Annotated in this window: 18 protein-coding genes; 8 read left to right on the top strand and 10 right to left on the bottom strand. The window is 61.3% G+C overall.

Features of this window, described 5'->3' with window-relative positions:
* Positions 1 to 114 precede the first annotated feature (114 nt).
* From BLV61_RS18680 to nrdR, 9 genes are all read right to left on the bottom strand, one after another.
* A complete protein-coding gene (locus BLV61_RS18680) occupies positions 115 to 852 on the bottom strand; it encodes a substrate-binding periplasmic protein (RefSeq protein WP_090466856.1) in 738 nt (245 codons plus the stop codon).
* Positions 853 to 895: 43 nt separating this feature from the next.
* A complete protein-coding gene (locus BLV61_RS18675) occupies positions 896 to 1399 on the bottom strand; it encodes a phosphatidylglycerophosphatase A family protein (protein ID WP_047533863.1) in 504 nt (167 codons plus the stop codon).
* A complete protein-coding gene (gene thiL / locus BLV61_RS18670) occupies positions 1396 to 2361 on the bottom strand; it encodes a thiamine-phosphate kinase (protein ID WP_090466853.1) in 966 nt (321 codons plus the stop codon). Before thiL ends, BLV61_RS18675 begins: the two co-directional genes overlap by 4 nt.
* A 23-nt stretch (positions 2362 to 2384) precedes the next feature.
* Positions 2385 to 2885, bottom strand: coding sequence for a transcription antitermination factor NusB (gene nusB, locus BLV61_RS18665; RefSeq protein ID WP_090466851.1), 501 nt, complete (start codon positions 2883 to 2885; stop codon positions 2385 to 2387).
* Positions 2882 to 3358 carry a 6,7-dimethyl-8-ribityllumazine synthase gene (gene ribH, locus BLV61_RS18660; RefSeq protein ID WP_090466848.1) on the bottom strand — a complete coding sequence of 159 codons (477 nt, stop codon included), beginning with the start codon at positions 3356 to 3358 and terminating at the stop codon, positions 2882 to 2884. Before ribH ends, nusB begins: the two co-directional genes overlap by 4 nt.
* 91 nt (positions 3359 to 3449) lie before the next feature.
* The gene (gene ribBA / locus BLV61_RS18655) at positions 3450 to 4541 is read right to left on the bottom strand and encodes a bifunctional 3,4-dihydroxy-2-butanone-4-phosphate synthase/GTP cyclohydrolase II (protein WP_047533876.1); all 1092 of its coding nucleotides are present in this window, start codon (positions 4539 to 4541) and stop codon (positions 3450 to 3452) included.
* Positions 4542 to 4557: 16 nt separating this feature from the next.
* On the bottom strand, positions 4558 to 5223 hold the full coding sequence (locus BLV61_RS18650) for a riboflavin synthase (RefSeq protein WP_008059524.1): 666 nt from the start codon (positions 5221 to 5223) through the stop codon (positions 4558 to 4560).
* 47 nt (positions 5224 to 5270) lie between these two features.
* Positions 5271 to 6404, bottom strand: a complete 1134-nt coding sequence (gene ribD, locus BLV61_RS18645) for a bifunctional diaminohydroxyphosphoribosylaminopyrimidine deaminase/5-amino-6-(5-phosphoribosylamino)uracil reductase RibD (RefSeq protein ID WP_090466846.1) — start codon at positions 6402 to 6404, stop codon at positions 5271 to 5273.
* Positions 6401 to 6865 (bottom strand): transcriptional regulator NrdR, encoded by a 465-nt coding sequence (gene nrdR, locus BLV61_RS18640; protein ID WP_003228656.1) that lies wholly within the window; start codon positions 6863 to 6865, stop codon positions 6401 to 6403. Before nrdR ends, ribD begins: the two co-directional genes overlap by 4 nt.
* A 127-nt stretch (positions 6866 to 6992) precedes the next feature.
* Here nrdR and BLV61_RS18635 point away from each other — a divergent pair, with 127 nt between their 5' ends.
* Genes BLV61_RS18635 through trxA form a run of 3 tightly spaced genes read left to right on the top strand, consistent with a single transcriptional unit; the run spans position 6993 to position 9037 of the window.
* The gene (locus tag BLV61_RS18635) at positions 6993 to 7457 is read left to right on the top strand and encodes a YbaY family lipoprotein (RefSeq protein WP_047533882.1); all 465 of its coding nucleotides are present in this window, start codon (positions 6993 to 6995) and stop codon (positions 7455 to 7457) included.
* On the top strand, positions 7454 to 8110 hold the full coding sequence (locus BLV61_RS18630; protein ID WP_090466844.1) for a class I SAM-dependent methyltransferase: 657 nt from the start codon (positions 7454 to 7456) through the stop codon (positions 8108 to 8110). The genes BLV61_RS18635 and BLV61_RS18630 overlap by 4 nt, the downstream gene beginning before the upstream one ends.
* A gap of 54 nt (positions 8111 to 8164) precedes the next feature.
* On the top strand, positions 8165 to 9037 hold the full coding sequence (gene trxA, locus BLV61_RS18625) for a thioredoxin (protein ID WP_090466841.1): 873 nt from the start codon (positions 8165 to 8167) through the stop codon (positions 9035 to 9037).
* 104 nt (positions 9038 to 9141) lie between these two features.
* On the opposite strand, the gene BLV61_RS18620 is transcribed toward trxA, so the two are convergent.
* Positions 9142 to 9480: a hypothetical protein gene (locus BLV61_RS18620; protein ID WP_047533888.1), complete on the bottom strand. Its 339-nt coding sequence runs from the start codon at positions 9478 to 9480 to the stop codon at positions 9142 to 9144.
* Positions 9481 to 9616: 136 nt separating this feature from the next.
* On the opposite strand from BLV61_RS18620, the gene BLV61_RS18615 reads away from it, so the two are divergent.
* The 5 genes from BLV61_RS18615 to BLV61_RS18595 all read left to right on the top strand — a co-directional run bounded on the left by BLV61_RS18615 (position 9617) and on the right by BLV61_RS18595 (position 13758).
* The gene (locus tag BLV61_RS18615) at positions 9617 to 10201 is read left to right on the top strand and encodes a DUF2796 domain-containing protein (protein WP_090466839.1); all 585 of its coding nucleotides are present in this window, start codon (positions 9617 to 9619) and stop codon (positions 10199 to 10201) included.
* A 129-nt stretch (positions 10202 to 10330) separates the two neighbouring features.
* Positions 10331 to 11041 carry an ABC transporter ATP-binding protein gene (locus BLV61_RS18610; protein ID WP_090466837.1) on the top strand — a complete coding sequence of 237 codons (711 nt, stop codon included), beginning with the start codon at positions 10331 to 10333 and terminating at the stop codon, positions 11039 to 11041.
* A 1-nt stretch (position 11042) separates the two neighbouring features.
* Positions 11043 to 12308, top strand: coding sequence for an ABC transporter permease (locus BLV61_RS18605; RefSeq protein ID WP_047533894.1), 1266 nt, complete (start codon positions 11043 to 11045; stop codon positions 12306 to 12308).
* A gap of 11 nt (positions 12309 to 12319) precedes the next feature.
* Positions 12320 to 12838 carry a DUF3299 domain-containing protein gene (locus tag BLV61_RS18600; protein ID WP_090466835.1) on the top strand — a complete coding sequence of 173 codons (519 nt, stop codon included), beginning with the start codon at positions 12320 to 12322 and terminating at the stop codon, positions 12836 to 12838.
* A gap of 221 nt (positions 12839 to 13059) precedes the next feature.
* Positions 13060 to 13758, top strand: a complete 699-nt coding sequence (locus BLV61_RS18595) for an OmpW/AlkL family protein (protein WP_047533897.1) — start codon at positions 13060 to 13062, stop codon at positions 13756 to 13758.
* Positions 13759 to 13869 lie beyond the last annotated feature (111 nt).

Here is a 13869-nt window from a genome sequence, read left to right as displayed (position 1 = left end):
GGCGGGCATTGTAACAGCAGGTTCCGGATGACGCTTAGGCTGAATTATCGGGGATAACGATCAAAAAGTTTGATATGCCCCCTGACAACACCGCTCCTGTGAGGTGTCAGCCCTTCAGTTTTCATCAAACGGATAAGGCTGTTTCCAGCGTTCGAAAATGGGTTTGAGCTCGCCGCTTTTCACCAGTTGTTCCATGCGCTGGTCAAACAACACCATCAGCGTACGGGCCTGCGGGGTCTTGGCAAAGCACAGATACAGCGGCAGTTCTGCGATATGGGTGCGGCGCAACTGCGATGGATCCTTGGCGCGGCTGACGACGTAATCGACCTCGGTCAACGCGTCTATATAGAAGTCGGCACGGCTGTGGGTCAGCATCGAAACGATACCGGTACGCCGGATGACTTCGGCGTAATGACGCACATTGGGCAAGTAATCCTGGTAGTCGTAGCCACGAACCCACGCCAGCCGATAATTGCCCAGGGTTTCCGGGGTCGGCACCGGGCTGCTGGCCAGCCCCAAGGCGTAGATGTGATCGGTATCGAAGTTCCAGCGGGGATAGAGCAGTTCGCTGGATTCGTCGCGATAGGAACCGACACAGGCGTCGACCTCGCCACGCTTGGCCAGGCCTACGGAGCGCAGATAGGGTTCAGTGCGGATATCGAGCTTGACGCCTGCCGGTTCGAAAACTTGTCGCAGCACGTCCCAGCCCAGCCCATGGCCATCGGCGGCGGTATAGTCCTCCCAGTCTTCGCTGGCCAGGTGAATGACCGACGGCGGCGCCACGACCTCCTGCGCTTGCGCGAGGGAGCAAAACACCGCAAGCACCATTACTATCAACCTGTGTAGAGCCATCCTTAGTTCTCCCACTTGGCGCCTCAAGACCTTTACGGTCAGGTCAGGCGAAAATCCATACCAACCCCTGCATTGCCAGCCACGCAAACACACCCGCCAAAACATCATCGAGCATGATCCCGACGCCACCGTGTACATGCCGGTCGATCCAGCGAATCGGCCACGGCTTGAGAATATCGAAGAAACGGAACATCAGGAAACCCGCCAGCAACCACTGCCAGCCTTCCGGCACCAGCCACAGGGTGATCCACATCCCGACCATCTCGTCCCAGACGATGCCTTCATGGTCGTGCACCCGCAAGTCGTCCGCGACTTTGCCGCACAGCCAGAAGCCGAACAGCATGGTGATGCCGAGCATCAGCCAGTAACCCCAGTCCGGCAGCATCTGCCACAACGGGATAAAAGGTAGCGCAACCAATGAACCCCAGGTGCCGGGGGCCTTTGGCAAGGTGCCCGAGCCGAAGCCGAACGCCAGGAAATGCCACGGGTTGCGCCAGACCGACGGCGGTACGACTTCCGCCGGGACCTGTTTGGGATGATCTGTCACGGTGACTCCCGAAAATGTTGATAACCCTGGGTTTGCGGGGTGATGTCTTGCCCATCGCTATCGAGCAGTGTCACGCCCTGCCCCGCCACAATCCGCCCGATCACATGAATCGGCCAGCCCTCGGACAGTAATGGCGATAACTCGACGGACGGCAGCGTGAAAGCCAATACGTAATCATCACCACCGCTGAGGGCCGCGTTCTGCGCGCCCGCCTGCCCGAGGAAAGCGACCAGGGCCCCGGACAACGGCAAGCGATCGCGCTCGACTTGAACGGAGACCTTCGAGGCCTGGGCAATATGCCCACAGTCAGCGAGCAAGCCGTCGGAGATGTCCAGCGCCGCCGTTGCCTTGCCACGCAATGCCTGGCCCAGCGCCAACTGCGGTTGCGGCGACCAATAGTGCGCCAGCAGCGGATCGGCGATGGCAGGTTCGGCAGTGCGCTCGCCGAGCACCAGCGGCAAGGCGCCAGCGGCATTGCCCAGTTCACCGCCGACGCACAACAAGTCGCCCGGTTGCGCGCCGCTGCGGCAAAGGGCCAGCCCGTTGGGTACGCGCCCGAACACGGTCATGGTCATGCTCAACGGCCCGCGGGTGGTGTCACCGCCCACCAATGCAACGCCGCAGCTTTGCGCCATCCGGTTCAAACCGCGGGCATAGGCCTGCAACCAATCGGCAGTCACCGTTGGCAAGGTCAGGGCAAGGGTAAAGGCAATGGGGGTGGCGCCCATGGCGGCCAGGTCACTGACGGCCACGGCCAGCGAGCGCTGACCGAGCAGAAAGGGATCGCAAGGGTCGGCGAAATGCACACCGGCCACCAGCGTATCGGTAGAAATCGCCAACTGCTCCCCGGGGGGAACAGCCAGCAAGGCGCAATCGTCACCGATCCCGAGGTCAACGCCTTCGCCGCCCTGCGCACAAGGCGCGGCGGCGAAGAAATTGCGGATCAGCTCAAACTCACCCATGGTAATGGCAGCTCAAGCGCAGGTTAGCGCTTGAACGCCTTTACTTCAGCTTCACGCAGGCGCGGGGCCAGTTTGTCGAGCACACCGTTGACGAACTTGTGACCGTCGGTGGAACCGAAGACCTTGGCCAGTTCGATACCTTCGTTGATCACAACGCGGTACGGCACGTCGACGCGCTTGAGCAGTTCCCAGGTGGACAGGCGCAGAACCGCCAGTTCAACCGGGTCGAGCTCTTCGATGGTCAGGTCCAGGCAAGGCTTGAGTGCGATGTCGATTTCGGTCATGAACTGCGGAACCCCGTGGAGGATCTCGCGGAAGTACGCGCCGTCGACATCGCTGAAATCGTTATCGACCCGGAACTGCGCTTCGATCTCGTTCAGCGACTGTTTGGCCATGTGCCATTGGTACAGCGCCTGGGTCGCGAGCTGACGGGCTTCACGACGCTTGACGCTTTTCGATGGCTTGCCGGCATCCGCAGGCTTTGGATCGCGCGGGTTGAAACGATCGCTTTCGTCGCTAATCACTTGGCCTCCAACTGCGCCAGCAGGCTGACCATTTCCAGAGCGGACAGGGCAGCTTCAGCACCTTTGTTACCGGCCTTGGTGCCGGAACGTTCGATGGCTTGCTCGATGGAATCAACGGTTAGGACGCCGAAAGCGACCGGAATGCCGAACTCCATGGACACCTGGGCCAGGCCCTTGGTGCATTCGCCTGCCACGTATTCGAAATGCGGAGTACCGCCACGAATGACCGCGCCCAGGGCGATGATTGCCGCGAACTCACCCTTCTGAGCGACTTTCTGCGCAACCAGCGGGATTTCGAAGGCGCCAGGCGCACGGATGATGGTGATGTCGCTTTCGCTCACGCCATGGCGAACCAGGGCATCAACTGCACCGCTGACCAGGCTTTCAACGACGAAGCTGTTGAAACGGCCCACTACCAGAGCGTAGCGGCCTTTAGGGGCGATGAAGGTACCTTCGATGGTCTTCAGGGTCATTCGTTAGATCTCTTAAAGAGCCGGGACGCGTCTTCTACGCGCCCCTCAGTGATATTTGAACCGCGAATTCAAGGCCGGAAACAACCGGTCATTATTCGGAGGGCACGTATTCTACAACTTCCAGATCGAAACCGGATATCGCATTAAATTTCATCGGTGCGGACATCAGGCGCATTTTGCGCACACCGAGGTCACGCAGGATCTGCGAACCGGCACCGACAATGCTGTAGGTGGTCGGTTTTTTCACGGCCGCGTGGTCTGCGGTTTCGCGGATGTGCGCCAGCAACACGTCGCCATCGAGCGGGTGGCCGAGCAACAGCACCACGCCGCTGCCGGCCTCGGCAACCGCGGCCATGGCGGCGCGCAGGCTCCAGCGGCCCGGTTGCTTGACCATCAGCAGGTCGCGCAGCGGGTCCATGTTGTGCACGCGAACCAGGGTCGGTTCATCAGCGCAGACATTGCCCAGGGTCAGTGCCATGTGCACGTCGCCTTCCACGGAGTCACGATAGGTCACCAGGTTGAATTGGCCCAGTTCGCTGTCCAGCGGCTGCTCGGCAATCCGCTGAACGGTACGTTCGTGGATCATCCGGTAGTGAATCAGGTCGGCGATGGTGCCGATCTTGATGTTGTGTTCGGCAGCGAAAGCTTCGAGTTCCGCGCGACGGGACATGGTGCCGTCGTCGTTCATCACTTCGCAGATCACGCCGCTCGGCTCGAAACCGGCCATGCGCGCCAGGTCGCAGGCGGCTTCGGTGTGGCCAGCGCGAGCCAGCGTACCGCCGGCCTGGGCCATCAGCGGGAAGATGTGGCCAGGGCTGACGATGTCTTCAGCCTTGGCGTCTTTCGCGGCCGCCGCCTGCACGGTGCGGGCACGGTCGGCGGCGGAGATGCCGGTGGTCACGCCGGTGGCCGCTTCGATCGAAACGGTGAACTTGGTGCCGAAACCGGAACCGTTGCGCGGCGCCATCAGCGGCAGCTTCAACAGCTCGCAGCGCTCGCGGCTCATCGGCATGCAGATCAGGCCGCGGGCGTGCTTGGCCATGAAGTTGATGTGCTCGGGTTTGCAGCACTCGGCGGCCATGATCAGGTCGCCTTCGTTCTCGCGGTCTTCGTCATCCATGAGGATGACCATCTTGCCTTGGCGGATGTCTTCAACCAGTTCTTCGATGCTATTGAGCGCCACAAGGCACCCCCTTGAGTCAGGATTTGAGGTAGCCGTTGGCGGCCAGAAAGCTTTCAGTAATGGTGCTGCCAGCCGTAGGCTCTGCGGCCTTGTCGCCCAGCAACAGGCGCTCCAGGTAACGCGCCAGCAAGTCCACTTCCAGATTCACCCGGCGACCCGGCTGGTACGACGCCATGATCGTTTCGCTCAGGGTGTGCGGAATGATTGTCAGCAGGAACTCGGCGCCATCGACCGCGTTCACGGTCAGGCTGGTGCCGTCGACGGTGATCGAGCCTTTATGGGCGATGTACTTGGCCAGTTCTTTCGGTGCGCGGATTCGGAACTCCACGGCACGGGCATTCTCGGTGCGGGCAACCACTTCACCCACGCCATCGACGTGCCCGCTGACCAGATGCCCGCCAAGGCGAGTCGTCGGAGTCAGGGCTTTTTCCAGATTGACCGGACTGCCGCTTTTCAGATCGTTCATGGCGGTGCAGTCGAGGGTTTCGCGGCTGACGTCGGCCGCAAAGCCGTTGCCCGGCAATTCAACCGCGGTCAGGCACACGCCGTTGACCGCAATGCTGTCGCCCAGTTTGACGTCGCTCAGGTCGAGCTTGCCGGTTTCTACATGGACCCGCACATCTCCGCCTTTTGGGGTCAATGCGCGAATACTGCCGATGGATTCGATAATGCCGGTGAACATGGGGTTCTCCTCGAGAACAGAGCCAGCGCAATAGCGATGGCCGGAAATTATACGCTCGCTGCTGGCAAAGGAATGGCAGTGACTCGCCAGTCATCGCCAACCGCACGAATTTCGATAATTTTGAGCACTGGCGCGTCTTTCATTTGCGCGAGCGGCCAGTCCAGCAGTGGGCGCGCCGAGGAGCCCAGGAACTTGCCGGCCATGAAGATCTGAAACTCATCGACCAGACCTTGCTGAGCAAAAGCCCCGGCAAGACGCGGCCCCGCCTCGACCAACACCTCGTTGACGCCGCGAGCGGCCAGTTCGATCAGTAACTGGCGCAGATCGACCTGGCCATCGTAGCCGGGCACGATCAGGCATTCAGGTCCGTTGGCGTATTGCTCTTCCACTGCCATGCACGTCGCAACCAGCGCCGGGCCGGCCCTGAAGAATGGCGCATCCAGCGGCACGCGCAGACGACCGTCCACCAGCACACGCAGCGGCGGGCGACTCATGGCCAGGGCGGTCTGCTCGGCGTCCAGCCCCAGCTCATCGGCGCGCACGGTCAGGCGGGCGTTATCCGCCAGCACCGTGTCGGCACCGGTCAACACCACACTGGCCTGGGCCCGCAGGCGTTGCACCGCCGAACGCGCCGCCGGGCCGGTGATCCATTGGCTTTCACCGCTTTCCATCGCTGTGCGGCCATCGAGGCTCATGGCCAACTTGACCCGCACGAACGGCAAGCCGTGTTCCATGCGTTTCAAGAAGCCTTGATTGAGCTGGCGCGCCTCGCCTTCCAGCACACCGCTTTGGGTAACGATGCCGGCCTGCTCCAGGCGTTGCAGGCCGCGACCGGCGACTTCCGGGTTCGGGTCCTGCATCGCCGCGACCACCCGCGCCACACCGGCATTGACCAGTGCGTCGGCACAGGGCGGTGTCCGGCCATGATGGCTGCAGGGTTCGAGGGTTACGTAAGCGGTGGCGCCACGGGCGAGTTCACCGGCGGCTCGCAAGGCGTGGACCTCGGCGTGGGGTTCGCCGGCGCGTTCGTGCCAGCCTTCGCCGACGATCTGCCCGTCACGCACGATCACACAACCGACCCGGGGATTGGGGTGCGTCGTGTAATGACCTTTGCGCGCCAGTTCCAGGGCACGGGCCATGAAATGGGCGTCGAGGATGGCTTGTTCGGCTGGCATGCTCATTCTTTCACCGGCTCACGGGCCAGGCGATCGATCTCTTCACGGAACTCATTGAGGTCCTGGAAGCGTCGATACACCGAGGCGAAACGGATGTAGGCGACTTCGTCGAGCTTCTGCAGCTCGGCCATCACCAGTTCGCCGACGACGAGGGATTTGACCTCGCGCTCGCCGGTGGCACGCAGTTTGTGTTTGATGTGCACCAGCGACGATTCCAGGCGTTCTACACTCACAGGACGCTTTTCCAGCGCGCGCTGCATGCCGGCGCGGAGTTTTTCTTCGTCGAACGGCTGACGACTGCCGTCGGTTTTGATCAGGCGCGGCAACACCAGTTCGGCGGTCTCGAACGTCGTGAATCGCTCGCCGCAGGCCAGGCATTCACGCCGGCGGCGCACCTGTTCGCCCTCGGCGACCAGACGCGAGTCGATGACCTTGGTGTCGTTGGCACCGCAGAAGGGACAGTGCATGGTGGCAGGCAACAAAAAAAGGGAGGGCCATGGTAGCGCATCCCCGTGGCAAGACAAGCCATAGGGTTTGCGGTATACAGACGCCATGATCTATCGATCCATGGAATTTACCTTTACGGAGCTGCCAATGTCGTTACGACCGCTCGTTTTGCTCAGTGTTTTCAGCCTGCTGGTGGCTTGCGGCAGCGATGCACCCAAACCCCAGTCACCGACGCCAGGCCCCGCACCGGCACAGGCGCAGAAGATAGCCAGGGAGTCGGCCAACCTCGGCCCGTTGCCCGCCTATCAACGCGAACTGAGCGGGACCCTGCAAGGCGTGCCCGAAGGCGCCGAAGTCGAACTGGCGCTGCTGGTGATCGACGAAAAAGGTCGTCCGCAACAATTACTCGCCAGTTCGAACCTGATCGGCAACAACCAGCAGCTGCCGTTTCACTTGCGCTTCAATCCGGAATCCTTCCCGGCCGGTGCCCGGGTTGAACTGCGCGGTCGCGCCAGCCAGTCCGGCCAGCTGATCCTGCATCTGCCGGCGCAGCCGATCACGCAACCGAATACCCAGGTGCTGGGCCAACTGCAATTCGTCAAAGCCCCATGAGTGCACCGCTCGACCTGCAACGGGCCTTGGGGGAATTGCTTGGCGATGCGCGATTGGTCGACTGCCAGCTGCCGGGCACCGAGCTGAAGCTGTGGCTGATCGATGGCGACAACATGGACCGCGCCTTCACCCCGGAAGAAACCCGACGGATTCTGCATGAACCCCCTTACTGGTGTTTCTGTTGGGCCAGTGGCTTGGCGGTAGCCCGCTATCTCGCGCAATTCCCTGAATGGGTCAAAGGCAAACGAATCCTGGATTTCGGCGCAGGCTCCGGCGTGGCCGCGATTGCGGCGGTGAAGGCCGGAGCGCTGGAAGTAGTGGCTTGCGACCTCGACCCGCTGGCGATTGCCGCCTGCCGGGCGAATGCCGAACTCAATGACGTGCAGCTCCACTACTCGACGGATTTTTTCGCCGAAGCCGATCGCTTTGATCTGATCCTGGTCGCCGATGTGCTGTACGACCGGGCGAACCTGCCGCTACTCGATGAGTTCCTGAGTCGTGGCCAGGAGGCGCTGGTGGCCGATTCGCGAGTCCGGGATTTTCGCCATCCGTTGTATCGCCGAATCGAAATGCTTGAAGCGATGACCCTGCCGGATCTGGCCGAGCCGGAAGAGTTTCGGCATGTGAGCCTTTACCATGCGCGGCGCGCTTGAAAGCGTCGCGACAGGCCGTATAGTTGCCCCATTCACGCTTCTACGAGATCCCCCATGAGCCAGGAAACGCCGTACATCTTCGACGCCACGACTGCCGACTTCGACCAGTCGGTGATCGAGAATTCTTTCCACAAACCGGTGCTGGTGGATTTCTGGGCCGAATGGTGTGCGCCGTGCAAAGTGCTGATGCCGATGCTGCAGACCATTGCCGAGAGTTATCAGGGTGAGTTGCTGCTGGCCAAGGTCAACTGCGACATCGAACAGGACATCGTCGCCCGTTTCGGCATTCGCAGCTTGCCGACCGTGGTGCTGTTCAAGGATGGTCAGCCCGTCGACGGGTTTGCCGGGGCGCAGCCGGAATCAGCCGTGCGGGCGATGCTCGAGCCTCACGTGCAAATGCCGCCGCCCGCGGCGGCCGATCCGTTCGACCAGGCCCAGGCGCTGTTCGACGACAGCCGCTTCGCCGACGCCGAAGCCATCCTCAAAGTGCTGCTGGGCGAAGACAACACCAACGCCAAGGCGCTGATCCTCTATGCCCGCTGCCTCACCGAACGCGGTGAACTGAGCGAGGCGCAAGCGGTGCTCGACGCGGTCAAGAGTGATGAACACAAGGCTGCATTGGCCGGCGCCAAGGCGCAGATCAAGTTTCTCGGCCAGGCCAAGGACTTGCCGGATGCCGCCGAACTGAAGGCACGACTGGCAAAAAATCCGCAGGACGATGAGGCGGTCTATCAACTGGCGGTGCAGCAACTGGCCCGCCAGCAATACGACGCGGCGCTGGATGGCCTGCTCAAGCTGTTCATTCGCAACCGCAGCTACAGCGAAGGCTTGCCACACAAGACTTTGCTGCAGGTGTTCGAACTGCTCGGCAACGATCACCCGCTGGTGACCACCTACCGTCGCAAGTTGTTTGCAGCCCTTTACTAAGCACGACCTTGTAGGAGCGAGCCTGCTCGCGATGGACGTCAACCATAACGCGGGCTAACTGTATAACCAGGGCTCCCGTATATCCTTCGCGAGCCAGCTCGCTCCTACAACCAGCGATAGATCGGCGTATCCGCGCCACTTTCCACCTTCACGTCCGGGCTATGGCGCAAACGCACCAACAGGCGTTTGCCCGCCGACGCATTGCCGGTCAGCCCTTCCAGTTGCTCCAGCAGATCCGGCCCACTCAACTGCCCTGCCTTGCGCAGCAGGTCCCTGGCGATCTGCCACAGCGCATCATCCTGATTCTGCGGTTTGGCCGGCGCGGCAGTGACCCCGGTTTTTTCCACGGTCAACTGCGCCCCCAGCCGCGCCCAGTCGGCGTCATCCATCTCCAACGTCAAATCCACCGGCCAATCGCCGATGCTCCCGCGAATTCGCAACATGAGTCTGCTCCCGCCTATTTCTAAGCGGCATGCTCCCATGGGACTTGTGCAACGCCAAGCAGCCAGTCAAACTCTCCGCACTTACGTTATAAGATTACATAACATATTTTTCATTTTACTTTCCGGAGTGTCACCCATGCGTCGTCTGCTGCTCGCTTTGCCGTTTGCCCTGCTGCCGCTGGCTGTCGCCCACGCGGCTGACGAACATGACCACGACCATGAGCACGGTAGCCTCGGCGCCCACGAACACGGTGTCGGTCGCTTGAACGCGGTGCTGGAGGCTCAGACCCTGGAGCTGGAACTGGAAAGCCCGGCGATGAACCTGGTGGGCTTCGAACACACCGCCACCACCGATGCCGACAAGGCCAAGGTGGCTGCCGTCCGCGCCCAACTGGAGAAGCCCGTGGCGCTGTTCTCCCTGGCGAAAGCCGCCGGTTGCGAAGTGGCGAGTCAGAAACTGGAAAGCCCGCTGTTCGGCGACAAACCAGAGGCTGATGACGATCACGACGAAGACGCCAAGGACGAACATCACCACGACCACAGCGAAATTCACGCCCATTACAGCTTCACTTGCGCCACTCCCGGTGCGCTGAAGACTCTGGATCTGGCGAATATCTTCAACACGTTCCCGGCCACCCAGAAAATTCAGGTACAACTGATCGGCCCGAGCGGGCAACAAGGGGTTGAGGTGACGGCGAAGGCGGCTGCCCTGAAATTCTGAATTAGCTGAAGATCACCTGTAGGAGCGAGCCTGCTCGCGAAGGAGTGTCAGCCACGTTGATGTTGACTGACACACCATCGCGAGCAGGCTCGCTCCTACAGGGTTTACCACCAACCAGACCGGTTTCACATGACCCAAGCACTCATCGAACTGTCCGACCTGGGCTTCAGTTGGCCCGGTCACCCACCGTTGCTGGATATTCCGGCGTTTCGCCTGGAGCCGGGGGAAACCCTGTTCCTCAAAGGCCCGAGCGGCAGTGGCAAGACCACCCTGCTCGGCCTGCTCGGCGGTGTGCAGAAACCGAATCGTGGCAGTATCCGCCTGCTCGGCCAGGAACTGACCGAACTCTCGGCCGGTGCCCGCGATCACTTTCGCGTCGATCACACCGGCTACATCTTCCAGCAGTTCAACCTGCTGCCGTTTCTCTCGGTACGCGAAAACGTCGAGCTGCCTTGCCGCTTCTCCAAGTTGCGCGCCCGACGGGCGATCCAGCGTCATGGCAGCATCGATCAAGCAGCTGCCACGTTGCTTGCACATTTGGGTTTGAAAGATGAAAGCCTCCTCAGTCGCCGCGCCGACTCCCTGTCCATCGGCCAACAGCAAAGAGTGGCGGCCGCACGGGCGTTGATCGGCCAGCCGGAACTGGTGATCGCCGACGAACCGACCTCTGCCCTGGATTACGACGCCCGCGAAAACTTCATTCGCCTGCTGTTCGCCGAATGCCGCGAAGCCGGATCGAGCCTGCTATTCGTCAGCCATGATCAAAGCCTCGCGCCGCTGTTCGATCGCCACCTGTCGCTGGCCGATCTCAATCGCGCCGCCACCCCGTCCGAGGTCTGAGATGTATTTGTTTCGTCTAGCCATGGCCAGCCTGGCTAACCGCCGCTTCACCGCGATCCTCACTGCGTTCGCCATTGCCCTGTCGGTCTGCCTGTTGTTGGCGGTTGAGCGGGTGCGCACCGAGGCCAAGGCCAGTTTCGCCAGCACCATCAGCGGCACCGACCTGATCGTCGGCGCACGCTCCGGCTCGGTCAATTTGCTGTTGTACTCGGTGTTCCGCATCGGCAACGCCACCAACAACATTCGTTGGGACAGCTTCGAACACTTCGCCAGCAACCCGAAAGTGAAGTGGGCGATCCCGATGTCCCTCGGTGACTCGCACCGCGGTTATCGGGTGATGGGCACCACCGAAGCGTACTTCGAGCATTATCAGTACGGCCGCCAGCAACACCTGGAATTGGCCGACGGTCGCGCCTTCGCCACCGATCCGTTCGAAGTGGTGCTCGGAGCCGAAGTGGCCGATGCACTGCACTACAAACTGGGCGACAAACTGGTCTTGGCCCACGGTGTCGCGGCGATCAGCCTGGTCAAGCACGACGACAAGCCCTTCACCGTGGTCGGCATTCTCAAGCGCACGGGTACCCCGGTGGACCGCACGCTGCACATCAGTCTTGGCGGCATGGAAGCCATTCACATCGACTGGCACAACGGCGTGCCGGCCAGGGGCGAAGGTCGGGTCAGCGCCGATCAGGCGCGCAACATGGACCTGACGCCGCAAGCGATCACCGCGTTCATGCTTGGCCTCAACAACAAGATTTCGACCTTTGCCCTGCAGCGTGAAATCAATGAATTCCGCGGCGAACCAATGCTGGCGATCCTGCCGGGAGTGGCCCTGCAAGAATTGTGGAGCTTGATGGGCACGGCGGAAAAAGCCTTGTTCGTGGTGTCGCTGTTCGTCGTGCTGACCGGACTGATCGGCATGCTCACGGCTATTCTCACCAGCCTCAACGAGCGGCGCCGCGAGATGGCGATCCTGCGTTCGGTGGGCGCGCGGCCATGGCACATCGCAACGCTGCTGGTGCTGGAGGCGTTTGCCCTGGCATTGTCCGGCGTGGTCGCCGGCGTGGCGCTACTGTATGTGTGCATCGCCGCCGCCCAGGGTTACGTGCAAGCCAATTACGGTCTGTTTCTGCCGCTGACCTGGCCAAGCGAATATGAATGGACACTGCTCGGTGGCATTCTGATCGCCGCGCTGCTGATGGGCAGCGTGCCGGCCTGGCGCGCTTATCGCCAATCCTTGGCCGATGGCCTGTCGATCCGTTTATGAGGACGTTGAAAATGCCCCGCGCTCTGCTTGCGCTGTTGATGCTGGTCGCCCTGCCCCTATGGGCGGCCGAGCCGAAAGAGCTGACCTGGTCGGAAATGATCCCGCCGGACGCCCCGGCGGAAGTGCCGAACATGACGCCACTGCACGACATGTCGCAGATGAGCAGCGCGCTGTCCGCCGAATCCGCGCCCGCCGCCAGGCAGGACATGCCCAACGCGCCGGTGGTCAAGGCCCTTGACGGGCAAAACGTTCGCCTGCCGGGTTACATCGTGCCGCTGGAAGTGAGTGAAGAAGGACGTACGACGGAGTTTCTGCTGGTGCCATATTTCGGCGCCTGCATCCACGTTCCGCCGCCGCCCTCGAACCAGATCGTGCATGTCAAAAGCGAAGTCGGCGTGAAGCTCGACGAACTGTATCAGCCGTATTGGATCGAAGGTGCGATGCAGGTCAAACCCTCCACCAGCGAACTGGCCGATGCCGGGTATCAGATGGAGGCGGACAAGATTTACATCTATGAATTGCCGGAGTGAACCCGTTTTTTTTGCGTTGTCAGATCATCCGCCATCGCGAGCAAGCTCGCTGCCACAGGGAAACGCGCAACCCTGTGGCAGCGAGCTTGCTCGCGAAGAGGCCCGCAAAATCGCCAACAAAATTCCCCTCACCCTACTTTCATTGAGCTGAGTCAAAAGACCGAATCAAACGGCTGTTTACCATTGGACATCAAATATTTCTAACGTCCTCTGGAGCCCCCATGAACAAGTCCTTGCTCAGCGTCGCGCTGGTCTCCCTCGCGCTCGCCGCCCCGCTCGCACACGCTCACGAAGCCGGTGACATCATCCTTCGTGCCGGTGCAATCACCGTGAACCCGAAAGACGACAGCTCGAGCGTCAAAGTCGATCAGGGTCCGTTGGCGGGTGCCAATCTGGGGGGCAAGGCGACCCTGAACAGCGACACACAGTTGGGTCTCAACTTTGCCTACATGATCACCAACAACTGGGGGATCGAGCTGCTCGCAGCCACGCCGTTCGAGCATGACGTCAAACTCAAGGGCACCGCCCTGGGTGCAGCGAACGGCAAACTCGGTTCGCTGAAACACCTGCCACCGACCCTGAGCGTCGTGTACTACCCGCTGGACGCGAAGTCCGCATTCCAGCCTTACGTCGGCGCCGGTATCAACTACACCTGGATCTACGACGAACACGTCAGCAGCCAGGCCCAGGCCAATGGCTTCAGCAACTTCAAGGCGAGTAACTCTTGGGGCATGGCGTTCCAGGTCGGTGCCGATTACATGATCACCGACAACATCATGCTCAACGCCCAGTTGCGCTACATCGACATCGATACCCGCGCGACCGTGGAAAACGACGCCGTGGCACCGGGCACCCGTGCCCGCGTCAACGTCGATGTGGACCCGTTCATCTACATGGTGGGTCTGGGTTACAAGTTCTAACGGATGTTCACGTGGTGGTGAACCTGGCTTTTGTGGTGAAGGGGCTTGCCCCCTCACCACAGGAATTACCTCGCCTTAGAAGCGAAATCCGGCCACAAAAAAGGCGCCCTC

The organism is Pseudomonas mohnii, from assembly GCF_900105115.1.
GTDB lineage: Bacteria > Pseudomonadota > Gammaproteobacteria > Pseudomonadales > Pseudomonadaceae > Aquipseudomonas > Aquipseudomonas mohnii.
Note: the sequence above shows the minus strand (reverse complement) of the source record. Positions and strands in the feature narration are given on the sequence as shown.